This is a genomic window from Microbacterium sp. STRO-1N (assembly GCF_057748015.1).
Map to the genome: position 1 here is coordinate 1,548,882 of NZ_CM173234.1, position 22,478 is coordinate 1,571,359.

Annotated in this window: 23 protein-coding genes; 7 read left to right on the forward strand and 16 right to left on the reverse strand. The window is 68.5% G+C overall.

The window, feature by feature from the left end; translation table 11 throughout:
• Positions 1-52: 52 nt before the first annotated feature.
• The 8 genes from AC3ANJ_RS07220 to AC3ANJ_RS07255 all read right to left on the reverse strand — a co-directional run bounded on the left by AC3ANJ_RS07220 (position 53) and on the right by AC3ANJ_RS07255 (position 9,264).
• Positions 53-1,684 (reverse strand): FAD-dependent oxidoreductase, encoded by a 1,632-nt coding sequence (locus tag AC3ANJ_RS07220; RefSeq protein ID WP_488318883.1) that lies wholly within the window; start codon positions 1,682-1,684, stop codon positions 53-55.
• Positions 1,681-2,769, reverse strand: a complete 1,089-nt coding sequence (locus tag AC3ANJ_RS07225; protein ID WP_488318884.1) for a LacI family DNA-binding transcriptional regulator — start codon at positions 2,767-2,769, stop codon at positions 1,681-1,683. Before AC3ANJ_RS07225 ends, AC3ANJ_RS07220 begins: the two co-directional genes overlap by 4 nt.
• Positions 2,766-3,839, reverse strand: a complete 1,074-nt coding sequence (locus tag AC3ANJ_RS07230) for an ABC transporter ATP-binding protein (RefSeq protein ID WP_406245698.1) — start codon at positions 3,837-3,839, stop codon at positions 2,766-2,768. The genes AC3ANJ_RS07225 and AC3ANJ_RS07230 overlap by 4 nt, the downstream gene beginning before the upstream one ends.
• Positions 3,836-4,876, reverse strand: a complete 1,041-nt coding sequence (locus tag AC3ANJ_RS07235) for an ABC transporter ATP-binding protein (protein ID WP_488318885.1) — start codon at positions 4,874-4,876, stop codon at positions 3,836-3,838. Before AC3ANJ_RS07235 ends, AC3ANJ_RS07230 begins: the two co-directional genes overlap by 4 nt.
• 1 nt (position 4,877) lies before the next feature.
• The gene (locus AC3ANJ_RS07240; protein ID WP_488318886.1) at positions 4,878-5,786 is read right to left on the reverse strand and encodes an ABC transporter permease; all 909 of its coding nucleotides are present in this window, start codon (positions 5,784-5,786) and stop codon (positions 4,878-4,880) included.
• A 3-nt stretch (positions 5,787-5,789) separates the two neighbouring features.
• Entirely contained in the window at positions 5,790-6,869 is a 1,080-nt protein-coding gene (locus AC3ANJ_RS07245) for an ABC transporter permease (RefSeq protein WP_488318887.1), read from the reverse strand.
• Positions 6,866-8,509, reverse strand: a complete 1,644-nt coding sequence (locus AC3ANJ_RS07250; RefSeq protein ID WP_488318888.1) for an ABC transporter substrate-binding protein — start codon at positions 8,507-8,509, stop codon at positions 6,866-6,868. Before AC3ANJ_RS07250 ends, AC3ANJ_RS07245 begins: the two co-directional genes overlap by 4 nt.
• Positions 8,510-8,667: 158 nt before the next feature.
• Positions 8,668-9,264: a TetR/AcrR family transcriptional regulator gene (locus AC3ANJ_RS07255; RefSeq protein ID WP_488318889.1), complete on the reverse strand. Its 597-nt coding sequence runs from the start codon at positions 9,262-9,264 to the stop codon at positions 8,668-8,670.
• Between the two features lie 97 nt (positions 9,265-9,361).
• Here AC3ANJ_RS07255 and AC3ANJ_RS07260 point away from each other — a divergent pair, with 97 nt between their 5' ends.
• Together AC3ANJ_RS07260 and AC3ANJ_RS07265 are read left to right on the forward strand one after the other, a co-directional pair.
• Entirely contained in the window at positions 9,362-10,240 is an 879-nt protein-coding gene (locus tag AC3ANJ_RS07260) for a DMT family transporter (protein WP_488318890.1), read from the forward strand.
• A gap of 7 nt (positions 10,241-10,247) precedes the next feature.
• Positions 10,248-11,009 (forward strand): glycosyltransferase family 2 protein, encoded by a 762-nt coding sequence (locus AC3ANJ_RS07265; protein ID WP_488318891.1) that lies wholly within the window; start codon positions 10,248-10,250, stop codon positions 11,007-11,009.
• A gap of 1 nt (position 11,010) precedes the next feature.
• On the opposite strand, the gene AC3ANJ_RS07270 is transcribed toward AC3ANJ_RS07265, so the two are convergent.
• Positions 11,011-11,907 (reverse strand): alpha/beta fold hydrolase, encoded by an 897-nt coding sequence (locus AC3ANJ_RS07270; protein ID WP_488318892.1) that lies wholly within the window; start codon positions 11,905-11,907, stop codon positions 11,011-11,013.
• A gap of 114 nt (positions 11,908-12,021) precedes the next feature.
• On the opposite strand from AC3ANJ_RS07270, the gene AC3ANJ_RS07275 reads away from it, so the two are divergent.
• Positions 12,022-12,336 (forward strand): DUF7882 family protein, encoded by a 315-nt coding sequence (locus AC3ANJ_RS07275; RefSeq protein WP_488318893.1) that lies wholly within the window; start codon positions 12,022-12,024, stop codon positions 12,334-12,336.
• Positions 12,337-12,374: 38 nt separating this feature from the next.
• On the opposite strand, the gene AC3ANJ_RS07280 is transcribed toward AC3ANJ_RS07275, so the two are convergent.
• Positions 12,375-12,536, reverse strand: coding sequence for a hypothetical protein (locus AC3ANJ_RS07280; RefSeq protein ID WP_488318894.1), 162 nt, complete (start codon positions 12,534-12,536; stop codon positions 12,375-12,377).
• Positions 12,537-12,689: 153 nt separating this feature from the next.
• On the opposite strand from AC3ANJ_RS07280, the gene AC3ANJ_RS07285 reads away from it, so the two are divergent.
• On the forward strand, positions 12,690-13,001 hold the full coding sequence (locus AC3ANJ_RS07285; RefSeq protein WP_488318895.1) for a DUF7882 family protein: 312 nt from the start codon (positions 12,690-12,692) through the stop codon (positions 12,999-13,001).
• Here the strand turns inward: AC3ANJ_RS07285 and AC3ANJ_RS07290 are convergent.
• From AC3ANJ_RS07290 to AC3ANJ_RS07300, 3 genes are read right to left on the reverse strand one after another with little or no spacing between them, the layout of a single operon-like run.
• Complete coding sequence (locus AC3ANJ_RS07290; RefSeq protein WP_488318896.1) at positions 12,982-13,914, reverse strand: methyltransferase family protein; 933 nt, start codon at positions 13,912-13,914, stop codon at positions 12,982-12,984. The two genes, AC3ANJ_RS07285 and AC3ANJ_RS07290, sit on opposite strands and share 20 nt — an antisense overlap.
• The gene (locus AC3ANJ_RS07295; protein ID WP_488318897.1) at positions 13,911-14,435 is read right to left on the reverse strand and encodes an O-acetyl-ADP-ribose deacetylase; all 525 of its coding nucleotides are present in this window, start codon (positions 14,433-14,435) and stop codon (positions 13,911-13,913) included. The genes AC3ANJ_RS07290 and AC3ANJ_RS07295 overlap by 4 nt, the downstream gene beginning before the upstream one ends.
• Positions 14,436-14,439: 4 nt before the next feature.
• Entirely contained in the window at positions 14,440-15,132 is a 693-nt protein-coding gene (locus AC3ANJ_RS07300; RefSeq protein WP_488318898.1) for a DedA family protein, read from the reverse strand.
• A gap of 117 nt (positions 15,133-15,249) precedes the next feature.
• On the opposite strand from AC3ANJ_RS07300, the gene AC3ANJ_RS07305 reads away from it, so the two are divergent.
• The 3 genes from AC3ANJ_RS07305 (at position 15,250) to AC3ANJ_RS07315 (ending at position 16,738) form a co-directional block, all read left to right on the forward strand.
• Positions 15,250-15,873: an SGNH/GDSL hydrolase family protein gene (locus AC3ANJ_RS07305; protein WP_488318899.1), complete on the forward strand. Its 624-nt coding sequence runs from the start codon at positions 15,250-15,252 to the stop codon at positions 15,871-15,873.
• A 224-nt stretch (positions 15,874-16,097) separates the two neighbouring features.
• On the forward strand, positions 16,098-16,310 hold the full coding sequence (locus AC3ANJ_RS07310; protein ID WP_488318900.1) for a hypothetical protein: 213 nt from the start codon (positions 16,098-16,100) through the stop codon (positions 16,308-16,310).
• A 47-nt stretch (positions 16,311-16,357) separates the two neighbouring features.
• On the forward strand, positions 16,358-16,738 hold the full coding sequence (locus AC3ANJ_RS07315) for a hypothetical protein (protein ID WP_406245678.1): 381 nt from the start codon (positions 16,358-16,360) through the stop codon (positions 16,736-16,738).
• A gap of 23 nt (positions 16,739-16,761) precedes the next feature.
• Here the strand turns inward: AC3ANJ_RS07315 and AC3ANJ_RS07320 are convergent, their stop codons facing one another.
• Genes AC3ANJ_RS07320 through AC3ANJ_RS07330 form a run of 3 tightly spaced genes read right to left on the reverse strand, consistent with a single transcriptional unit; the run spans position 16,762 to position 22,435 of the window.
• Entirely contained in the window at positions 16,762-20,151 is a 3,390-nt protein-coding gene (locus tag AC3ANJ_RS07320) for an error-prone DNA polymerase (protein ID WP_488318901.1), read from the reverse strand.
• Positions 20,151-21,677, reverse strand: coding sequence for a DNA polymerase Y family protein (locus AC3ANJ_RS07325; protein ID WP_488318902.1), 1,527 nt, complete (start codon positions 21,675-21,677; stop codon positions 20,151-20,153). The genes AC3ANJ_RS07320 and AC3ANJ_RS07325 overlap by 1 nt, the downstream gene beginning before the upstream one ends.
• On the reverse strand, positions 21,674-22,435 hold the full coding sequence (locus AC3ANJ_RS07330) for a hypothetical protein (RefSeq protein WP_488318903.1): 762 nt from the start codon (positions 22,433-22,435) through the stop codon (positions 21,674-21,676). Before AC3ANJ_RS07330 ends, AC3ANJ_RS07325 begins: the two co-directional genes overlap by 4 nt.
• Positions 22,436-22,478: the final 43 nt, after the last annotated feature.

Genomic DNA, 22,478 nt, shown 5'->3' on the forward strand with positions numbered 1-22,478 from the left:
TGTTCTCCCTCTCATCCGTCCGCCGCCTCGTTGCGGCGCACGAGCCCCGGTCTCAGCGGACCGGGACGTCCTGGGCATCCACCGGATCCGGCTTCCAGTGGTGCGTGCGCACCTCCTCCGACCACTGCAGCGTCACGCCGAGACGGTCGGAGAGGAGCCGCCGGTAGTCGTCACGCAGGTGGGCATCCGCGCGCACGGCACGCGGCGGGCAGCCGCGCTCGAGCGCGAACGACGCGAGCGCCCCCACGGCCTCGCCGATAGCCCACTCCACCGGATGCAGCCGGTAGCAGCCGTTCGTGATGTGCGTCGAGCCGATGTTCTTCGCCGCAGGCAGCAGATTGTCCACCCTCACCGGCAGGAGTGCGCCGAGCGGAATCTGGAACGGGTACGCCTCGATGTCGACGTACGTGCGCCCCGACGTGCTCGGGTGCAGGTCGATGCGGTAGTGACCGATCCCGACGCTGTCGGCGAAGATCTCGCTGCCGGCTCCAGGGCCGCGCGCCTCGACGCCCACGTGCTGTTCGAGCACGCGGAACTCCGTGATCGCTCGGCGCGCTTCGCGGATGTATGGTGCCTTGGCGAAGCCGTCGTCGGTGCCCGTCACATCACCGCGCAGGCGCAGCCCTCGGTAGCCGGCTCCGCCGTCCTCTCGGGGTGCCTCGGTCTGCATCCAGTAGAGAAAGGATGCCGAGAGCTCACGGCTGGCCGCGAGAGCGCGCGCGGCGGCATCCTCGTCGACGCCGAGGATCGGTGCCTCCCAGTAGTCGATCTGCGGCCAGTTGACGATGGTGACATCCGAGTCGATCGTGCCCTCGCGGAAGTTCTCCGCAGCGAGGATCCGACGGAAGCGCCAGAGATCGAACGGCATGTCGGGGGTCGGGCGCAGGTGGAAGAGCGGGCGCGTGTGCACCCGCAGGCTGATCGGATCCACGTCGGTCCAGGACAGCTGCGGACCGGGCCAGAACGGCGACACGTGCGTGCGCCAGTGCTCGTAGCGCGCCGGGCGATCGCCCACGTGGTCCTCTCCGGGGCGATGTTCGAGCGCGAAGCACCAGGAGATCGCCTGTTGATCGAGCGGGTTCGCCGTCTCAGGGGCGTGCAGCTCCCCGGTGTCGTCGCGACCCTCCGCGCCGATCACGTGCTCCACGTCGCCGAGCGCCAGCAGATCGCCGAGTTCCGTCGCGTCGACGACGATCGGGGCGGAGAGCTCGCGCTCGGTGCCGTCGGCGCGACGGACGGTCACCGATCGCACGTGGTCTCCGTCCATTTCGACCGCGACAGGACGATATCGCAGAAGCACCTCGAGCCGGCCGGATGCGACCCAGGGCGCCAGCATCTCCTCGATCACCGCGAGGGCGACGCGCGGCTCATGGCATAGCCGGCTCACGACGCCGAGTCCGGGGTTGAGGATGGGGGCCGCCGCGGCCGCGGACGTGAGCGGATAGTTCCGCCGGTAGTAGTCGCGGACGCGGCGGCGGAACTCGGCGTAGCCGGGGCTCGTGGAGGGTTCGTCGATCCACGCATTCTCGTCCGGAGGCACGGCCTGACTCGTCAGTTGGCCGCCGAGCCAGTCGGTCTCCTCCGTCAGGATCACGCGCCGTCCAAGGCGGACGGCGGCGAGAGCGGCGGCGACGCCGCCGATGCCGCCGCCGACGACGAGGAGGTCGGGAACGGCCGAGGTCATCGTTCGTCTCCCTCCGCCGTCGAGGGCGCGGCAGCGGTCGACACCGTGCCGCGCGGCGCGGTGATCGTCTCGCCCGGCATCACCGTGCATGCGACGAGCACGCTCTCCCGCGGGGCATCCGGATCGTCGACCATCTCGATGAGCCGCTCGACCGCGATCCGTCCGATCTCCTTGCGCGGGATGCGCAGGTCGTCCCAGCGCACACCGGCACCGGAGGTGTCCTCGAGGACGGCGACGGACACATCGTCCGGAATCGACAGTCCGCGAGCGACCAGCTGCCCGCGGAGCGTCTCCGCGATCCGTTCGCTCTCCACCACGGCAGCGGTCACGGTGCCGTCGACGAAGCCCTCGATGACGGCATCGGAGAGCCCGCTCTCGTCATAGAGGAACCCGGGGGAGACATCACGGATGCCGAGCTCGGTCACCGCGGTCCGGTAGCCGTCGCGACGGTCCTCATACGGCTCGCCCTCGATCGACTCGCGGATGAAGGCGAAGGACCGGTGCCCGTGGTCGTGCAGCCGACGGACGATCTCGGCGGATGCTCGCCGATAATCCGGGATGATGCACGGAAACGGGGCGCCGAGCACCTCGCGCCGGCCGATGTGGACGAAGGGGTAGCCCTCGTGCCAGAGCCGCGCGAGCTCGTCGCGATCGGGAGACATGCCGAGCAGCACGCTGCCGTCGGCGATCGTGAGCCGGTTGGTCTCGTCGCGGTAGATCTTCCGCGCACCGCCGCCGTCGCCCGTCGAGCTGAACAGCACGAGGTCGTGACGAGTCTCCTCCGCGCGCTCCTCGATGCCGAGGAGGAACTCGAAGTAGAAGCTCTCGCGGGCGTTGGGGAACAGCGCCTCGAACGTGTGCACGCCGAGCAGCTGCGTGCGCTTTCCGCGGAGGTTCCGCGCGATCGGGTTCGGCACGTAGCCGAGCGTCGCGATGGCATCGAGCACGCGACGGCGCGTCTCCTCGGGGATCCGCGAATCCGCGTCTCCGCTGATCACGCGGGACACTGCCGACTGGGAGACCCCGGCGAGCGCCGCGACATCCGATTGCCTGGCCGCGCGCTGGCGTCCGTTGGTGCTGGTCATCGGGGTTCCTCCGTCAGTTTTCGTGTGATGCGTTCCGTCATCGTGGCGTGGGCGAGTTCATCGGCTCGTCCCTCGTCGTGCAGCCAGCAGTCGGCCCATCGGCCGTCGGCGAGCTGCGCGCGGGGAGGGGGAGTCGTGCGGCACTTCTCCATCGCGAAGGGGCATCGCGGATGGAACCGGCATCCCGGCGGCGGGTCGATGAGACTCGGCGGCTCGCCGAGCTCGTCGGCGGCGCCGAAGATGTCGTCGCGATCCGTGGCCGTGGTCCGGTGCGGATCCGGTGACGACTCGACGAGCAGCTTCGTGTACGGATGCTGCGGATCGGAGATGACGGCATCCTTCGGACCAGCCTCCACCATCTGGCCCGCGTACATCACGACGATGTCGTCGCACAGATAGCGCGCACTCGCGATGTCGTGCGTGATGTACAGGAGCGCGAGGCCGTCCTCGCGTCGCAGCTTGTCGAGCAGATTGAGCATCTCGAGCCGGATGGACACGTCGAGCATCGAAATGGGCTCATCGCCGAGCAGCACGCGCGGTTCGACCGCGAGTGCCCTGGCGATGACGACCCTCTGGCGCTGGCCACCGGAGAGCTCGTGCGGGAACTTGTCGAGGTAGTCGCTCGCCGGCGTGAGGCTCACGCGCTCGAGGAGGCTCGCCAGGCGGCGATCGACCTCCGTCCGGCCGAGGCGACCGTGATGCAGACGCACCGCTCGTTCGAGGTTGTGACGCACCCGGTGGAGCGGGTTGAGGGACCCGAAGGGGTCCTGGAAGATGAGCTGCACCGCCTTCCGGTACGACTTCGGCACCGTCGACCTGCGGATGCCGTCTCCGGCGACGGTCACGCCGTCGAGTCGGATCTGCCCGGAGGTCGGCTCGTAGAAGCGGGCCAGGAGGCGCGCGAGCGTCGTCTTCCCGCTTCCGCTCTCCCCGACGACGGCGGTGATGCGGCCAGGTTCGAGTCGGATGCTGGCGCCCTCCACGGCGCGCACGACGGATGAGTCGCCGACGGAGTTCGCGACGGCGAAGTGCTTCGCCACGTCGACGGCTTCGAGCACCGGTTCGTTCATCGGACGAGCTCCTCATCGTGGAGATGGCAGGCGACCGAGCGGTCGCCGCGCGGGGTCAGAAGGGGGAGGTGCTCGTGGCATCGCTCCATCACCGCCGGGCAGCGCGGTGCGAAGGGACACCCCGAGGGGAGGGCCCTGAGATCGGGTGGCGTTCCGGGGATTCCTTCGAGCCGCTCGAGCGGAGCGTGCAACGGGGGGAACGAATCGCGCAGGCCCTGCGTGTACGGGTGCATCGGCGTCCGGTAGAGGTCCTGTGCCGAGGCCAGTTCGACGATCCGTCCGGCATACATCACCGCGATGCGATCGGCGAGTTCGAGCAGCAGCGAGAGATCGTGGGTCACGAACACCACCGCGAAGTCGAACTCGCGACGAAGCCGCAGCACCTGCGCGAGGATCTGCCGCTGCATGACGACGTCGACAGCGGTCGTCGGCTCGTCCATGACCACGAGCTCCGGTCGGCATGCCAGAGCGAGCGCGATCGTCGCGCGCTGGCGCATGCCGCCGGAGAGCTCGTGCGGATAGCTCCTGGCGCGATCCGCGGAGATGCCGACCAGGCCGAGCAGGCGCCTGGACTCGGCCCATGCGGCCGCGCGGCTCATCGAGCGGTCGTGGACGCGGAGGACATCGACGAACTGCTCGCCAACGCGCATCACCGGATTGAGTGCGTCCATCGCGCTCTGCAGCACGATCGAGAGACTCGTCCATCGCAGCGACCGCAGCGCGCGCGGCTTGAGCTGCACGAGGTCGATACCAGGCCTGCCGGATTGCGGATGGAACACGATGCGACCACTCGTGGTGACCGCCGGCGGTCGCTGCAGCCGCGTCAGTGCCGTGATGAGGGTGGATTTCCCCGAACCCGACTCGCCGACGACACCGAGGATCTCCCCGCGGCGCAGCTGGAAGGTCACGTCGGTGCAGGCGCGGACCGGTGCCCCGGCGCTCGCGTACTCCACCGAGAGCCTGTCGACGTCGAGCACGATGTCGGATGCCGTCGTGACGGCTGTGCCGCCGTCGCGCATCGCCTGGGTGAACGTCATGTCAGACCCCTTCCGGGACGAGGGCGGCGCGCTGCACGGCGGCCGTGCGCTTCGCCACGCGGCGGGATGCCGAGCGGAGCTTCGGGTTCGCGAGCTCATCCACTCCGAAGTTGATGAGGGCCGCTGCCGTGCCGACGAGTGCGATGCACAGCCCAGGCGGGACGAACCACCACCACAGGCCGCGGAGCACGGCGCTCTGCTGCTGGGCGGCCTGGATCATCGTCCCCCAGCTGATCGCGGACGAGTCGGAGACTCCGAGGAAGGCGAGCCCCGCCTCGGCCATGACCGCCCCGATCAGCCCGCCGAGGAACATGGACGCGATCCAGCCGTAGAGGTGGGGCATCACCTCGGTGAAGATGAGACGGCGGTCGGATTCGCCGAGCATGCGCATGGCCTGCACGAAGTCGCGGTTGCTCACGCTCATGGCCTGGGCGCGCAGGGTGCGAGCGCCCCCGGCCCAGCCGAACACGCCGATGATGAACGCGATCATGACGAGTCCCGTTCCCTGCAGGTAGCCGGCGAGGACGAAGATGAGCGGCAGCACGGGCATCACGAGGAACAGATTGGTCAGGAAGTTCAGGAAATTCCCCGTGGCGCCGCCGAAGTACCCTGCGGGGACGCCGATCAGCACCGCGATGGTCGTGCCGATGGTCGCACCGAGGAATCCGACGAACATCGAACCCCGTGCACCCTCGATCACCTGGGCGAGCACGTCCTGACCGAACTGGGTGGTGCCGAGCGGGTGCTCGGCACTCGGCGGAGCGGCGATCGCCGTGATGTCGTTGGCACGCGCATCGAGACCCAGGACGGAGCCGGTGAACCACGGTCCGAACACGGCGAGGAGCACGAAGAACGAGAGCAGGCCCACCCCGAAGGCGACCTTGCCGTTGCCGAAGATGTTGTATTTCACGTCTCAGCTCTCCTCTCGGACGCGGGGATCGAGCCAGACGTACACGGAGTCGGCGATGAGGTTCGCGACGAGCACCGTGAAGGTGACGAGCAGGAAGACACCCTGCATGACCGGGTAGTCGCGCTTCTGCAGCGCCGAGAAGAGGAGATACCCGATGCCGGGATAGCTGAACACGATCTCCGTGAGCAGGGCTCCGCCGACCACACCGCCCAGCGCCATCGCGAAACCCGTGAACTGGGGCAGCATCGCGTTGCGGGCGGCGTAGCGCCACCGCACCCTGGCGGGGGAGAGGCCCTTCGCCTGGGCGAGGAGGACGTAGTCCTCTCCGACCGTCGTGACCGTCATGTTGCGCATGCCGAGCATCCAGCCGCCGAAGGCGGAGAACACGATCGTGGCTGCGGGCAGCGCGCCGTACTGCAGGACGCTCGCGATGAATGCAGGGTCGAACGAGATCGGGATGTTGGGGTCGTAGCCGCCCGCGAGCGGGAACCAACCGAGGACGAAGCCGAACGCCCAGAGGGCGAGCAGCGCCACCCAGAAGTACGGGACGGACGAGAGGAAGGTCGTGAGCGGTGTGACGATCGCGTCGAAGCGGGTGCCGGCGCGCCATCCTGCAGCGACGCCGAGGGCTGTTCCGAGGACGAAGGCCGCGACCGTGGTGGTGCCGACCAGCAGCAGCGTCCAGGGGAGGCCCGCCGCCACGAGATCGGCGACGGGCACCGGGAAGTTCACGATGGACACGCCCAGGTCGAAGCGCGCCAGCTGGCCGAGGTACGCCACGTACTGCTCGAACAGGTTGTCGTCCGGGTTGCCGAAGAGACCCTGGATCGAGACGAGCGTGTCCGGAGGCAGCGACTGCCCGCTCACCCGCTCGAGCTGATCGATGATCGCGGCCGACGGGTCGCCGGGCATCAGGCGCGGGATGATGAAGTTGAGCGTGATCGCCGACCACGCGGCCACGAGATAGAAGCCGAGGCGGCGGAACAGGAACCGTCCGCGCTTGCGCTTCCTCGGCGCGAGCGGGGCCTCGGCGGGCGCGGTGTCGGCCGCGGCCGCCGAGACCGCGCTGGCGGTGCTCGTCATGATGCGGGCTCGAGCGAGAGCAGCGTCAGGACCGTGTCCGGACCGAGGCTCGGGAACGGCACGGCGGTGAAGTCCTCGGGTGTCGGCCAACCGGTCCAGTTCGACGCGTTCACATCGACGAACCAGTAGGAGTTGTAGAGGGGCGTGAACGGAACCTCGTCCACGACGATCCTCTGCATATCGAGCGCGAGCGACTTCATCGTCTCCACGTCGGAGGCCTGGGTCATGCCCGTGAGGATCTCGTCGGTCTCCGGATCGTTCCAGCGGCCGATGTTCGTCGCGGCGGACGTGCCGATCGGTTCCGCATAGCGGCTGTCGAGGAAGCTGTAGACGCCGTACACGCCCGCACCGCCGGTCGTCGCGATCGTGAGATCGAACTCTCCCGTCTTCTGTTGGTCATAGAGCGTCGCCCCAGGAGCGCCGGCCGGCGCCACGGAGATGCCGAGCACCTTCTGCCAGCTGTTGATCATGATGTCCGCGTAGGCGTTCCAGCCGAAGTCCTGATTGAAGGAGAGGCGCGGCGTAAAGGTCTGCCCGTCCTTCACAAGAGCGCCGTCCACCACCTCGTAGCCGCTCGCGGCGAGCGCGGCCTTCGCAGCATCCTCATCGACCTCCTGTACGACCCCGCGGTATTCCGGGGCGATCCACTCCTCGTAGATCTCGTCCACAAGACCGGTCGGTCCTGCCTCGGTGCCGGGGCGGTTGAGGGTCGCGGTGATGTCGGAGCGCGGGATCGACAACGCGAGCGCTTTCCGCAGATTCGCGTCGTCGAACGGGGCCTGCGCCGTGTTGAACATCATCGAGTACGCACCGCCGGTGGCATAGAGCTGATAGAGGTTCGTCTCCGGGTTCTTCGCCACGAACTCCTCCTCGGCCCCCGGCCATCCGGTTGGGGCCCAGTCGACGTCCCCGCGAAGCAGCTGCGCCTTCACGGTCTCGCCGTTGGTGGCGAGGATCTTGAAGTAGGTCATGGGCATCTCGCCTCCCCAGTACCCGTCGCGCGCCTTGAGTGTGACCTGCTGCGCGGCGAAGGCATCGAGCGTGAACGGCCCGGTGCCGATGGGGTCGGGATTCGTCCAGGTCGTGAGGTCCTGCTCTTCCCAGATGTGCTTCGGCACCATCGGCAGCGAGCTCGACGCGAACTGGTTGAGGGCGGCGAAGGAGGGGGAATCGAAGGTGACCGCGACGGTGAGGTCGTCGACCTTCTCGACCGAAGTGTAGGTGACTCCGGCGAGGTTGAGTGCGGGGTTCTCGAGCGGGAGCGACAGCGAGTACGCCGCATCGTCGGCGTCGAAGGCGTCGCCGTCCGAGAACGTCACGTCATCGCGCAGGGTGATGGTGAGCGTCGTTCCGGCTTCGTCGAAGCCGAGCGATTCCGCGAGCCACGGCTTCACCAGGGCGCCGTCGCTGTAGTCGACACGGGCGAGGGGCTCGTAGATGAGCTCGGAGTTCGGGGCCTTCTCGGTGGCCGGCCCGAGCACGTTGTAGTTGCGCACGTACGTGGTGCCGCCGTCCGACTTGCCGTAGACGATCGTGTCGGTACGAGCGCTCGAGGCTGCTGTCCCGGGCGAGCACGCGCTCAATCCTGTGGCGAGCGCGAGCGCCGTGAGCACGGCGACGGTGCGTGACATTCTGGACATTCCTGTCTCCCTTGACTGGATGTGCCCGCCGATCTTCCGTGAATGCTCATACGTATGATCGGCCGGGCGTTGAAGAATTCGCATTGCTTCTACGTATGAGCATTAAGGTAGCGAGGCCTTGAGGACGTGTCAAGAGTCGAAGTCGGTCGCCGTGGTCGTCAGTCGATCTCGTGCTCGAGCATCCCCTTCGCCAGTCGCCGCGCCGCCTCGAACGGCTGCGGGAAGGTCTCCATGCCCACGGTGACGATCGCGCCCTCGTAGAGCAGCATCATCGCCTGTGCCGTCGACTCCGCATCGGCGACGCCGGCCTCGCGGCACAACTCGTCGAACAGTTCGAACAGCCACTTCTTCTGGCGGGAGACCTCAGGGAACACCGGATGTCCGTCGTGCCCGTCGCCGATCTCGGCGCGGGCATTGATCGCGCTGCATCCTTTCGGGCTGTTCTCGTCCGACCAGCTGATGGCCGCGTCGAACACCGCGAGGACTCGATCTGGTCCAGGGGTGGGTGCCGCGGCGAGGTGTTCGGCGACGTGCGCGCGCCAGCGGGAATCCCGGTGCTGAAGATACGAGACGACGAGCGCCTCTTTCGAGCCGAATCGGTCGTAGAGAGTCTTCTTCGTGACGCCGGCGGTCTCGGCGATGGTGTCGACGCCGACCGCGTGGATGCCGCGCTCGTAGAAGAGCCGCGAGGCGGCGTCGAGTACGCGGGCGGCGCCCGGCGTGAGTGGGGCGAGTTCGGGGATGGTGGCGACCATAGACTTAACTATACCAATCTGTATAGTCGAAATCATGAGTAAACAGATCGGTGTACTTCGTGTGGCGACAACTGTGACGGCCGCCATAGCCTTCGTCGTGAGCTGGAGTTCCGGGTTCCTCGTTCCGGCGATCGCCACGGAAGACGTCTCGCCATTGACGCTGCTCGTGTGGCGGTTCGTACCGCTCGCGGTGGTCCTGCTCGTCGTCGTGCTCACCACGGGCGCTGCCCGCGAGGTCGCCCGTGCGGACGTGCGCCGCCAAGCACTCATCGGACTCTGCGCGCAGTTCGGCTACTGCACTGCGGTGTACGCGGCGGTCGCGGAAGGCGTCGCCACCGGCACCACGGCACTGATCGATGCCGTGCAACCTCTCGTCGTCGCGATGCTGGTCGGCCCGCTTCTGGGTCTGCGAGTCCGCGGGGCGCAGTGGATCGGGCTCCTCGTCGGGGCGGTCGGGGTTCTGCTGGTCGTGCGCTCCCAGCTCGAAGACTCCACCGCGCATCCCGCCGCCTACCTCTGGCCGGCCCTCGCGATGGCGTGCCTGATCATCGGCACGTTCCTCCAGCGCCGCTCTGCGTCCAGGACCGGGACACTCGTCACTCTGACCATCCACGTGACCGCGACCGCACTGGCACTGGTGGTGGTCGCTGCAGGCTTCGGCGTGCTTGCGCCCCCGGCATCCACGGCGTTCTGGGCCGCGGCCGGCTTCGCCGCCGCGTTTCCCACGCTCACGGCATACGGATTGTACTGGTGGCTGCTGCGCCGAATCGGCATCACGGCGCTGAATGCGCTGCTGTTCCTCGTTGCTCCGACGACCGCGGCCGCGGGAGCGCTCCTGCTCGGCGAGCCGCTCACGATCGTGACGCTCCTGGGGTTCGCCCTGTGCGGCGCGGGCGTGGCGATCGTGCTGACGAGCGATACGCGCGGCACGCGCGCGGCGGGCTCTCCCGTCCCGGCGGCCGGACGCGCACAATAGGAGGACGATGACGACCGACCTCCTCTCCGTCTCCGTGGTCATCCCGGTGCGGAACGACGCGCGCATGCTGGAGGTGTGCCTTTGTGCCCTGGACGAGCAGGCTCGCAGACCGGATGAGATCGTCGTGGTCGACAACGGCAGCACCGACGACACGGCGGCAGTGGCCGAACGATATGGCGCCAGGGTCGTCACGGAGCCCGTCCCCGGCATTCCGCAGGCGGCATCGGCCGGATACGACGCGGCGACGGGCGACATCATCGCCCGGCTGGATGCCGATTCCCGACCGGGTCCTGAGTGGATCGAACGGATCGAGGGGGCATTCCAGAGCCGCCCCGACCTCGACTTCCTCACGGGCGACCCGCGCTTCTACGGCGCGACACCACTGGTGCACTGGATGGGCAGGCACCTTTACATCGGCGGCATGTACGCGGTGCTCACGCCGTTCCTCGGCCATGCACCCCTGTTCGGCTCGAACATGGCGATGCGCGCTCGAGCGTGGCGGATGCTGAGCGAAGAGGTCCACCGCGATGAACCCAACATCCACGACGATTTCGACCTCGCCTTCCATGTGCGCCCCGACATGACCGTGCTGCGCGATCGCGGTCTCGTCGTCGACGTATCAGCGCGCCCCTTCGAGAACTGGAGCTCGCTCCGGCGTCGATTGAGCTGGGTGCTGCCCACCGTCCGTCTCCACCTGCCGCACGAGACCCCGCATCGGCGGCGCCAGGCGCGTCGCCGAGCACGCGCCGCCTCGTCGGCCGGCCGGTGACTCAGCGGCGAGATCTCGTGTAGAGATCGAGCAGGGCCGCGCTGAGCTGGTGCGGCGTGGTCTCGCTGGGGCTGTGCCCGGTCGGATAGACACGGAACTCCGCACCGATGTCGCGCGCGAACTGCTCGTGCGCCGACAGCGGCCACAGATCGCGTGATCCGGCGGCGACGAGCTTGGGCACCGACAGCTCCCGCACGCGGCTGCGCAGATCGGGAGAAGCCATCATCAGTCCGACGATCTCCTCGACACTGCGTCGACTGGTGAGCGCGAACCGAGACCGCACGAACTCGAGACGTCGCGGCGGAACGCGATTCCTGTTGGTCACGATGCCCCAGATCATGAGGGCGGCGCCGCGCCGCGCACTCGCCATCGGAGCGATCGGGCCCAGCAGCCGCATGCGTGAGAACACATTGCCCGAGCTCGGTGGCGTGGTCAGCAGGGCCAGCGACAGCAGGAGGTCAGGGCGCCGAACAGCCACGAGCTGAGCGATCGTCCCGGCGAAGGAGTAGCCGAGGAGATGTGCGGGACCGCCTGCCTCGAGGAAGGCGATCAGATCGTCGATGAAGAGCTGGTACGTGTACGCCGATCCTTCACCGGCCCCGTGCGACTGGTACTGACCCGCCAGGTCGAAGGACTGCACGAAGTAACCGGCGCGAGCGATGATCGGCAGCATCAGTGCGAAATCCTCTTTGGAGCCCGTCGCGCCGGGCACGAGGACGACCCGCGGCTGCGCGGGGTCGCCCAGAGAGACGACCGCCAGCTCACCGCTGGGGGCAGAGAACCACGACAACACCGATCCGGTCGGCGGGATCGTCCAGTCGATGTCTCCGAGGGTCGCGTCCAGCGCGGCAGGAGACGCTGGATCCCGCTCGTTCCTCGGTTCCGTCGACACGCTCACAAACTACTCGCGCGGACGTTCGCGAAACAGGATACTCGCCGGTGAGTCAGAGCTCGTCTCGCTCGGCAGAAAGACCGACTCTTCGAACCTCAGGAAATGAGGTACGTTCACCCCATGGGCACACTTCACTATGGCGCGTCCGACGATGCCATTCACATTGACGACCGCGCCCTTGCGCACCTCAAGATCGTCATCGCGACGAAATTGCGCAGGCAGGAATCCTTCACGCTGTCCTGGCGGCACCCTGACGGCGACCCCGTCGGACGCTCCACGGTCTGGATCCACCCGTCGATCCCGTTGCGGTTCACCTTCGAGGAGCCGGAGCCCCCAGAGCTGAACGCGAAGTGGGTCGAGGCGCTCATGCACTCGGCGAACTCGACAGGGGGAATCGCCCTGATCGACGAGGTTCTCGATACGCCGAACGACTGAACGCCGGTCGCCGGAGCGACGTCGCCCGTGGTGCCGCCCTACGGCAGTTCTTCGACGTCTATCGTGTCCTCGTCGGTGTCCTCTTCCGCCGGTGAAGTGTCGTCGGGATCAGGCCGGGCCTCCGTCGTGGGGAAATCAGGGTCGGTACCATCGGCATTGACCCGTCGCTCGTCATCCGGCAGTGCTTGGGGGTCGGACATGGTCTTCTCCAATCGTCGATGACTCGAGTGTCATTCGCACACGACGCTACGTCGCCCCCGTTGACAGCGTGGCGGCGCACCAGGACAATCCGTGTATCGAACATCCAGTGGATCATGCTGGATCTGGCGTGCTTCGAGGCGTAGCGTTCGGACATGGGCCAACTCATCTACGACAGTGAGGACCGCCCGATCGTCCTGGACGACCGGACCCTCGCGCATCTGAAGGTCGTGCTGACGACGAAGCTCCGCCGCCAGGAAGGCTTCACCCTGTCCTGGCAGCACCCTGCGAACCAGCCGCGCGGTCGGTCGACGATCTGGTTGCATCCATCGATCCCATTGCAGTTCATCTTCGACGAGCCCGATCCGCCGGAGCTGAACCAGCAGTGGATTCAGTCGCTGATGAACTCGGCGAACACCTCCGGTGGCATCGCGCTCGTGGACGAAGTCATCGACGGTCCGGACTAGACCGCTCCGTGAACGGTCTCCCCGGCATCCAGCACCGCACCCGGGATCGGTAGTGGTTGTATTCCGGACCGAAACGACGTTCGAGGTCCGCCTCCTCGTGCGGTCGGATGAGTGTGTTCCACACCAGCGATCCGCTGAGCGCATAGAGGACGACGAGCCAGGATCCGAGCAGCATGCCGACCGCGACGCCCTGGGCGACCCCGGCGACCGCCATGGGATTGCGCACCCAGCGGTAAGGCCCCGTGACGACCAGGCGCCGGGGCATCGCGGAAGGAAGCGGCGTGCCCGCGCCGCGGGTCGCCATGGTCAGCGCGGACCAGATCCCCAGCGCGCTCGCGACCACCAGGAGAATGCCGCCGGCGATCCTGATCGCGGGCATTGCCGGAGCCATGAGTCCCCAGCGCTGCTCCACCGCGACGATCAGTGCGGGGAGGACGACCAGGAAGACACCCCAGAACAGGGACAGCTGCCCGACCGTGCGCGTCACGTGCGAGCCTGCCTCCGCCGCTGCACGGAACGCGAAAGGTCCCACGATCATCCGCTCGCTCGGCAGGCGGCCGCACAGGACGAGGACGCCCGCCACGACGCTGCCTGCGGCGGCCGCGAGCATGAGAAGCGCTCCCCAACCCGCGGTGCCGGTCAGCGTGGCGTACCCCGCCATGCACGCCGCGACCAGACTCGTCCACGGCACGACGATCCACACGGCCCATCGCAGCCCGCGCGCGACAAGAGCCGAAGCGATCACGAACAGGGGGATGTCGAGCATCGCCACGACAAGGGGGGCGAGAGTCCCGAGGGTCTCCGACCGCACAACGGGATTCAGCCAGACGCCCAGCCACCACGCCGCCCCGGCGGCGGCCTGCACGGCGAAGTACAGGTGCCCGGTGCGTGCCGTCAGGGCGAGCGCCCTCACGCCGATGATCCAGGCCAGGCCGCCGAGGCCAGTTCCTGCTCGATCAGCGCGTGCGCATCGTGGTCGAAGGCGACCAGGCGTGCTTCGGTCACGTGCGTCGACGCGGTGCGGATCGTGTGGACCGCGGTAGCGACGGCATCCTGTCGCGGCCAGCCGAAGATCCCGGCGCTGATGAGCGGGAACGCCGCCGTACGCGCGCCGAGTTCGTCGGCCACGGCGAGTGCGCGTCGGTAGCACGACTCCAGCAGGCTCCGATCGGTCTGGCCGGCTCTGCGGTCCGGCCCTGCGGTGTGGATCACCCAGCGCGCAGGCAGATCGCCCGCCGTCGTCCAGCCGGCATCTCCCGTGCTCAGTCCGTCAGGAAAGCGACGGATGCAGTCGGCGAGAATCTTCGGCCCGCCGGCGCGATGGATGGCGCCGTCCACGCCGCCGCCGCCGCGCATAGCGGTGCTGGCCGCATTGACGATCGCGTCGACGTTCTGCTCGGTGATGTCGCCGAGCACCGCGGTCAGAAGGACCATGCCCTCATTCTGCCCGGTCGGCGGCAGCGACGCTCGCTTGCGGTTCATCGTCGCGTCGGACCGCAGCGCGGTCGCGGCGGATCTGCCGCACGCGCATCACGATCCATCCGACGACCGCGATCACGACAGCGGCGATGACGAGCTTCTGGAAGATCCCGGCGTACTCCTCGACGATGTGCCAGTTCGCGCCGAGCATGTAACCGGCCATGACGAAGATGGTGTTCCATATCGCGCTGCCAGCGGTGGTCAACAGGGTGAAGCGCAAGAGCGGCATCCGCTCAACGCCCGCCGGGATCGAGATCAGGCTGCGGAAGATGGGGATCATCCTGCCGAAGAACACGGCTTTGGAGCCGTGCCGCAGGAACCAGGCCTCAGCACGTTCGACGTCCTCGATCTTGATCAACGGCATCCGCTCGGCGATCGCGAGCAGTCGTCGTCGGCCGAGCCATGCGCCGAGGCCGTACAGCGCCAGCGCGCCGATGATCGATCCGATGGTCGTCCAGATCAGCACCGAGACCAGACTCAGTGAACCCTGGTGCGCGGTGAACCCTGCCAACGGCAGGATGACCTCGCTCGGCAGGGGAGGGAACAGGTTCTCCAGGGCGATCGCGAGACCGGCTCCCGGTCCACCCAGCGCCTCCATCAGGGAGACCGCCCAGGCGGCGATGGCGTTGAGATTCTCGGCGCTCGACGTCATGGCTCCCACGGTAGGCGAGCCAAGCTGAACGATCGCGCAGAGCTGCGCGGCCGATCGATAGGATGGCCGCGGCTCGATCGAGCCCGCGACATCCCGACCAGGACGGATCACCCACAAATGAGCAGCGACGCTCGCGCCCGCACCATCCTCTTCTTCGGCGACAGCATCACCGATGCCGGACGGAGAGATGACCCTGCCCAGCTCGGTGACGGGTACGTCAGCGTGATCGCCGGCCGTCTCAGCGAGTCCCATCCGGATCTGCGCGTCGTCAACCGCGGGATCGGCGGGAACCGGACGGGTGACCTGATCGCCCGCCTCGATGCGGACTGCATCGACGAGCGCCCGGATGTCGTCAGCATCCTGATCGGGATCAATGACGTGTGGCGTCGATACGACGATGACGACGCCACCAGCGCTGAGCAGTTCGAATCCAACCTGCGCATCATCCTCGAGGCCATCCGTGAGCGCACGGATGCCGCCATCGTCGTTCTCGAGCCCTTCCTGCTGCCGGTGACGGACAAGCTGCGATTCCGCGAGGATCTCGATCCGAAGATCGAGATCGAGCGCCGTCTGGCCGACGAGTTCGGCGCGACCTTCGTCGCGCTGGATGCTCCCCTCATCGCGCACGCGCAGGAGAGCAGTCCGGAGGACATCGCCGGAGACGGCATCCATCCGACGCCGCACGGCCACCGCATCGTCGCAGACATCTGGCTGGCCGCGACGGCCGATCTGTTGGGCTGAGGTTCAGGCAGCCGGCCAGCGCAGGACGGCCAGTGGTTCGCGTGTGGCGCGCTGCTCGCGCAGTGTCGCCGTCATCGACTCAGGGGACGTCGACGACCGCGTCCAGGGTGCGCTCGTCTCCCTTTGATCGCTCGTCGAGCACCAGCGCGCTACCCCCTCGCGGATCTCCCCGCGCAGAGGCATCCTGGACTTCCATGGGAGCGAACGCACGGAAGGAGCCTGCGATGCATGAGCGGAATGAGGATCCGATCGACCAGGAGACGCCTGGACCGGATCGCTGGGAGCAGGAACGCGAACTCCTGGACGATCCGGACGACGTGGAGCAGCCGTTCGGCGATCGGACTCCGGATGCCGCGAGCACCCAGGCCGACGTCGCGGACGTGTTCGAGCAGTCGATCGACGTGCCGGACGAGGAACGACGAGAGGATTCGGTCTGACGCCGATTCCGAGTGCGCTCCACAGGCGAAGTTCCTAGAGTGGTCTCATGGACAGAACCCTCGTGCTGGCGGCCTCTGCGCCCATCCCGGTCGGTCACCGCGTCGAGGTCGCCGAACAGCTGGACCTCGTCGGCGGGACGAGCATGGTCGTCGCGATCACGGACCTCGAGACGGGAGTGCGCTACCAGCGTGCCGAGGAACCGTCCGCGGAGCTGTCGGTCTGGCAGGGCCGGGTCCTGACGACGACCGTGACATCGACGGCCGACGGCCCGCGGACGGCCGTCAAGGTCGATGCGGTGCGATCGGCGGCATTCGATGCCGACATCGCGCTGCGCGGGGCGGATGCCGCGGCCGGGGCGGCGAAGGACGAATCCGACCGCTGGGGATCGGACCCGTTGCCCGAGAGGGAACCCGACCGCTTCTGGTGAGCGCAGCCGTCAGCCGTCAGCCGTCAGCGGAAGTCGCGCGAGCGGTGCTGGAGGCCCGTGCGCAGATCCTCGAACGCGTCGGCGAGCACGTTCACGACGCCCTCGGTCGAGCGCTCCAGGATGCCGCGGACGATGAGCGCGGGGGAGTCTCTGGCGACCCGTTGATAGCGCCTCCAGACTCCGGGTGAGCAGACCACGTTGACCAGGCCGTGCTCATCCTCGAGGTTGAGGAACGTGATGCCGGATGCCGTCGCCGGGCGTTGCCGGTGTGTCACGAGGCCCGCGACCTCGATGCGACGGCCCACCTCATGGTCGGCCAGGAGTGCGGAGGCGAGCACACCCCGCTCGTCCAGCTGCGCTCTGAAGTGCGTCAGGGGATGATCGTCGGTCGCGATGCCCGTGGCCCAGAGATCGGCGGACAGCCGTTCGTATCCGGTCTGATCGGGGAACAACGGAGGCTGCACGGCCACGACCGTGCCCGGCAGGAAGCGAGCCCTGTCCTCGGCTGCCGCACCGGCGAGCCAGGCCGCCTCCCGACGATTCATCCCCATGCTCTCGAAGGCACCGGCTGTCGCCAGCGCCTCCACCTGTGCGGCGGTGGCATCCGTGCGACGGACGAGGTCGTTCAGATCGCGGAAGGGACCGCTCTCGTCCCGCTCGGCGACGATCCGCTCCGCGAACGGCAGCCCGATGCCGCGGACGTCCGAGAGCCCGAGGCGGACGGCGTACGCGCCGTCGCGTCGATGATCGGCCGACTCGTCCGGTTTCGACCGGTCGAAGCGCACAGCGGCATCCGGGTCCCCGTCGAGGAGGCAGGAAGCCTGTCCGGTGGCACCGCGGCCGTCTTCGAGCGGGGTGAGCGCAGCCTGCGCTTCCGAGGCATGCAAATCGGGCCGGTGCACGCGGACGCCATGCCGTCGAGCGTCCGAGGTGAGCGTCGCCGCCGAGTAGAAGCCCATCGGCTGAGAGCGCAGGAGACCGGCGAGGAACGCGGCGGGATAGTGCAGCTTCAGCCAGGAGCTGGCGTAGACGAGCAGCGCGAAGGACAGCGAATGCGACTCGGCGAATCCGAAGTTCGAGAACGCCTGGATCTGCGCGTAGATCCGGTTCGAGGTGGCTTCGTCGAGTCCGTGCCGCGCCATGCCGGCGTACAGCTTCTCGCTGATGCGCTCGATCTTCTCCAGCCCTCGCTTGGATCCCATCGCACGGCGCAGCAGGTCGGCCTCGTCGGCGTCGCAGTCGCCGAGCGCCGTTGCCATCTGGATGAGCTGCTCCTGGAACACGGGGATGCCCAGTGTGCGCTCCAGGATCGGCTCCAGCACCGGGTGCGCATAGGCGACGTCCTCCTGCCCGAGCTTGCGGCGTACGAACGGGTGCACGGCCCCGCCCTGGATGGGGCCGGGGCGGATGAGGGCGATCTGGATGACGAGGTCGTAGAACTCCCGCGGCTGCAATCGGGGGAGCAGCCCCATCTGCGCCCGGGATTCGACCTGGAACACCCCGATCGAGTCGGCCCGGCACAGCATGTCGTACACCGCGGGTTCCTCCTTCGGGAGGGACTGCAGCGTCCAGCGCTCTCCGGTGGCCTCCGCGATGAGATCGAAGCAGTGCTGCAGCGCGGCCAGCATCCCGAGCCCCAGCAGGTCGAACTTCACCAGGCCCATCCAGGCCGCGTCGTCCTTGTCCCACTGGATGACCGTGCGGTTCGCCATCCTGGCGTGCTCGACGGGGACCACCTCGCCGACCGGGCGTGCGGTCAGCACCATACCGCCGGAGTGGATGCCGAGGTGCCGTGGCGCCTTGAGCAGATCCCCGGCGTACGCCAGCACCTGCGCGGGGATGTCATGGCCTTCCGCCGGTTGCAGGTCGGCACCCCAGCTCTCCACCTGCTTGGACCAGGCATCCTGCTGGCCGGGGGAATGCCCGAGCGCTCTCGCCATGTCCCGGACGGCGTTCTTGGGGCGGTACTGGATGACGTTCGCCACCTGCGCTGCTCGTTCGCGCCCGTACTGCTCGTACACCCACTGGATGATCTCCTCGCGCCGGTCGGAGTCGAAATCGACGTCGATGTCCGGCTCCTCTTCGCGGGTGGTGGCGAGGAAGCGCTCGAAGGGCAGCCGGTACAGGATCGGGTCCACGGCGGTGATCCCGAGCAGATAGCAGACCGCGCTCGCCGCTGCAGACCCTCGACCCTGGCAGAGGATGCCGCGGCGGCGTGCTTCAGCCACGATGCCGTGCACGATGAGGAAGTACCCGGGGAAGTCCTTCTCCTCGATCACGTTCAGCTCCCGCTCGATGCGGCGACGGCCATCGTCGTCCAGACGGGGATAGATCCGAGGGGCCGCCTCCCAGACCAGTGCGCGCAGATGGCTCATCGGGGTCTCCCCGTCCGGGACCTTCATGCGCGGCAGGGCGGGGCGTGCGCGGCGCAGCTCAAAGGCGCTGTCGCGGGCGATGGTGAGCCCGTGGCCGATCGCACCGGGGAAGCGACGGAACCGCTCGGTCATCTCGGCTCCGCTGCGCAGATGCGCCGAGCCGTGCACGGGAAGCCACCCGTCCAGTTCGTCCATGCCGCGGGTGGCGCGCACCGCGGCGACCGCTTCTGCCATGCCGACGCGCTCCGGGGCCGCATAGTGCACATTGTTCGTCGCCACCACGGGCAGCCGCTCGGTGCGGGCGAGATCGGCCAGTGCGTCGTTGCGACGCGAATCCAGCGGGTCGCCATGATCGATGAGCTCGACGGCCACCCGATCCCGGCCGAACAGCTCGACGAGGCGGCGCAGAGGAGCCGCGGCATCGCCTGCCGCGAGTCCCCTGCGCACGGCGCCCTTGCGGCAGCCGGTGAGGATCGTCCAATGACCGTCCGCGAGCGCTGCGAGCTCGTCGATGTCGTACTGCGGGCGCCCCTTCTCGCCGCCGCGCAGCTGGGCCCGGGTGATCGCGCCGGACAGCCGGTGGTAGCCCTCGATGCCGCCGGCCAGGACCAGCAGATGCTCCCCAGGAGGGTCGGGGGAGCCCTTCCGCGCAGCGGTGAGGTTCAGCGACAGTTCGGCACCGAAAACGGTCTGCACGTCGAACTTGCCGACATCCGCAGCCTCGGCGAAGCGGGCGGCACCGTAGAAGCCGTCGTGATCGGTGATCGCCAGGGCCGTGAGCCCGAGACGTTCGGCCTCGATGAGCAGATCTTCGGGGGAGGAAGCGCCGTCCAGGAACGAGAACGTGGAGTGCGCGTGCAGCTCGGCATAGGGAACGGCGTCCTTCGGACGGATGACGGATGCCGGCGGCTCGGCCTGTCTCTTCCTGCTGATTGGGCCGGGATCGGGCCGGGTGGGGACGCCGTCGGCCGGTTCACGGGCGCTCAGCGTCTCTTCGAGCTCGCGCCAGCTCATACCCGGATGGTTCTGCCAGCCCATCAGGCGTACCTCCCTTCAGCCCACCAGCTCTTGTCCTCCCACAGCACGAGCCACGCACGCTGGGCGGCATCGACGATCTGGAACCGATGGGCGCTCTGTGCGGCATCCGGATCCCAGCCGTGCTCGCGCAGAGGCCAGGGGCCGGCCCAGGAGAGCACAGCGGCATCTGCGATGAAGGCGGGTGCGGCGGAGAGCACGCCCCTGGCGTCGACGGTGGGGACGGACCGGTCGGCCGCCGTCACCGCGATCGGCCGTGGGGGTGCGAAGACCTCGGCAGGGTGCGGCGCGGGCAGGCTGCCCGGCCAGGGCATCGCAGGATCGCGCTCGATCGGAGCGCGATCGCCCCAGGGCTGCAGCTGCTGGCGATCGGCCAAACGGCGCCCGCCGATGATCACGGGGGTGACCACCCCTCGGTGACCAAGCAGCGCCTGTACGCGCGATACCGCGTGATGCAGACGCTCCTCCGGCCCCTGTCCGAAGAGTCCTGGTTGATGGTGTCGGCTGTCGTCCGTGCGGGTGGGGACGATCCGCACGGTCACGATGCCGGCTGGCACCCGATCCGAGGCGTCCGAGTCGGTGGGGCTCAGCGTCTCGAGCTGCCAGCGGACCCGGTCGACGAGGTCTGCGGCTTCGAAGGACGTCGGATGCATCCACACCCTGGTGGAGACCGCGCCGTCGTCGTCGGTGAACTCGATGCGGACCTCGGTGCAGACCAGCGACGCCTCGGCCAACCCGGCGAAGACGGCGTCAGCGGTCTGCCGGACGGCGAAGGCCACCTGATCGGCCTGACCGAGCGGCGTCTCGAACGACACTTCGCGGGAGAGTTCGGGGGGAGGGGACCCGGACGGCAGCGGGCGGGAGTCGGCGCCGGCGGCCAGCGCGTGCAGGCGTGCACCGCGCTCGCCGAAGCGGTCTCGGATCATGTTCTCGCCGAGCCGGGCGAAATCGGCGAGCCGCCTGACGCCGAGCCGATCGAGCAGAGCGGTGATCTCCTCGTCGCCGAGGACCTGGACGGGCAGCGGGGCGAGGAAATCGCCGGCGCCTCCCGGCGGCACGACCAGTGCCGGGTCGCCGAGGCGCGCCGCCTGCTCGGCGGTGAACAGGCCGTCGGCGACGCCTGCCCTGGTGCCCGGGTACCCGTGTTCCGCGAGCATCTCGATGAGCACGCTCGCCGCTTCGGCTTCGCCGCCGTAATACCGGGAGGGGCCGCGGGCGCGGAGCGCGGCGAGCCCTGGGCGCAGCGGCTGGACGCCGGGCACCTGATCCTCGAGCAGCCGCAGAACGGGGAGGAATGCGGTCTCGTCGCGGAGCGGATCGACGTTCAGCAGTCGCAGCGCGGGGGAGCAGGACTGCGCCAGTCGTCGGCGCTGTCCGCGGCGCACCCCCTGCGCCCTGGCCTCGTCGGAGCAGGCGATGATCGTATTCGCCTGCACGACGGCCACGGGGCCGTACGGCGGCGGGGCGCCGACAGCTGCGCGTACCGGCCAATCCGGCAGCCACAGCACGAGATGGCGAGGGGGCATCATCCGGCCACCGCCCACTGATCCGGAAGAACGGGACGCTCGTCCGCCGTGCGGCGCAGCGGTGCGACCGGACGCAGCGGGGCCGGCGCGGCATCCACCCGCCCCAGGGAACCAGGCAGGCGCACCCGGATGCGCCGCGGCGTCTCCAGCCGGCGGGACGAGCAGCTGATCGTGACCGTGCGATCCGCGAGCAGCCCCCAGCCTTCGCCGAGTCCGTGCCACTCGGTCTCTTCGACACGCAGCGTCGCCTCGCTCTGGGGCCAGCGGGCCGTGACCAGGAGCGTGCAGGCGCGATCGCGCAGCCGTGCGTTCATGCGCTGGATGTCGGCATCCGACGCCCGACTGCGCGGATGCACGGCGATGAGCGGGACGACTTCGGACAGAGCGGAGGCGACGGTGAGCCAGCGGGGGCCGGGGTCCGGCACGAGGATGAGGCGCGACAGGTCGACGCCGAAGCCGGCCATCGCCTCGATGCCGAGGGTCGGCATGCCGATGACGGCGCACCACGAGCCCTTCTGCGACGGTGCGGCCAGCAGTGCGCCCAGCAGACTCGGCGACGGCATGAGGGAGTATGCGGCGCCGGTGCGCAGCCCGTCATCGGGAAGCAGACCTTCCAGCGCCTGATCGATCGGGAGGAGCGGAACATCGCTGCGACGACGCTGCATACGGGAGATCTCGCTGCGCAGCCGATGCAGTTCCTGCGCGCGGGAGGCGGTGCTCTCACGGGGGAGAGCGGACGGGGCGGAGAGTGCGGTGCCCATGGATCCATCCTCGAAGATATCTACTAATAAATCAAGTGATGCT

Excerpts from the sequence above, each read along its gene's own strand:
- AC3ANJ_RS07250 (WP_488318888.1), bottom strand. The coding sequence starts at position 8,509 with ATGTCCAGAATGTCACGCACCGTCGCCGTGCTCACGGCGCTCGCGCTC.
- AC3ANJ_RS07255 (WP_488318889.1), bottom strand. The coding sequence starts at position 9,264 with ATGGTCGCCACCATCCCCGAACTCGCCCCACTCACGCCGGGCGCCGCC.
- AC3ANJ_RS07275 (WP_488318893.1), top strand. The coding sequence starts at position 12,022 with ATGGGCACACTTCACTATGGCGCGTCCGACGATGCCATTCACATTGAC.
- AC3ANJ_RS07330 (WP_488318903.1), bottom strand. The coding sequence starts at position 22,435 with ATGGGCACCGCACTCTCCGCCCCGTCCGCTCTCCCCCGTGAGAGCACC.
- AC3ANJ_RS07285 (WP_488318895.1), top strand. The coding sequence starts at position 12,690 with ATGGGCCAACTCATCTACGACAGTGAGGACCGCCCGATCGTCCTGGAC.
- AC3ANJ_RS07225 (WP_488318884.1), bottom strand. The coding sequence starts at position 2,769 with ATGACCAGCACCAACGGACGCCAGCGCGCGGCCAGGCAATCGGATGTC.
- AC3ANJ_RS07230 (WP_406245698.1), bottom strand. The coding sequence starts at position 3,839 with ATGAACGAACCGGTGCTCGAAGCCGTCGACGTGGCGAAGCACTTCGCC.
- AC3ANJ_RS07295 (WP_488318897.1), bottom strand. The coding sequence starts at position 14,435 with ATGGTCCTTCTGACCGCGGTGCTCGGCGACATCACCGAGCAGAACGTC.
- AC3ANJ_RS07220 (WP_488318883.1), bottom strand. The coding sequence starts at position 1,684 with ATGACCTCGGCCGTTCCCGACCTCCTCGTCGTCGGCGGCGGCATCGGC.
- AC3ANJ_RS07280 (WP_488318894.1), bottom strand. The coding sequence starts at position 12,536 with ATGTCCGACCCCCAAGCACTGCCGGATGACGAGCGACGGGTCAATGCC.
- AC3ANJ_RS07305 (WP_488318899.1), top strand. The coding sequence starts at position 15,250 with ATGAGCAGCGACGCTCGCGCCCGCACCATCCTCTTCTTCGGCGACAGC.
- AC3ANJ_RS07235 (WP_488318885.1), bottom strand. The coding sequence starts at position 4,876 with ATGACGTTCACCCAGGCGATGCGCGACGGCGGCACAGCCGTCACGACG.
- AC3ANJ_RS07320 (WP_488318901.1), bottom strand. The coding sequence starts at position 20,151 with ATGGGCTGGCAGAACCATCCGGGTATGAGCTGGCGCGAGCTCGAAGAG.
- AC3ANJ_RS07265 (WP_488318891.1), top strand. The coding sequence starts at position 10,248 with ATGACGACCGACCTCCTCTCCGTCTCCGTGGTCATCCCGGTGCGGAAC.
- AC3ANJ_RS07310 (WP_488318900.1), top strand. The coding sequence starts at position 16,098 with ATGCATGAGCGGAATGAGGATCCGATCGACCAGGAGACGCCTGGACCG.
- AC3ANJ_RS07300 (WP_488318898.1), bottom strand. The coding sequence starts at position 15,132 with ATGACGTCGAGCGCCGAGAATCTCAACGCCATCGCCGCCTGGGCGGTC.
- AC3ANJ_RS07315 (WP_406245678.1), top strand. The coding sequence starts at position 16,358 with ATGGACAGAACCCTCGTGCTGGCGGCCTCTGCGCCCATCCCGGTCGGT.
- AC3ANJ_RS07325 (WP_488318902.1), bottom strand. The coding sequence starts at position 21,677 with ATGATGCCCCCTCGCCATCTCGTGCTGTGGCTGCCGGATTGGCCGGTA.
- AC3ANJ_RS07245 (WP_488318887.1), bottom strand. The coding sequence starts at position 6,869 with ATGACGAGCACCGCCAGCGCGGTCTCGGCGGCCGCGGCCGACACCGCG.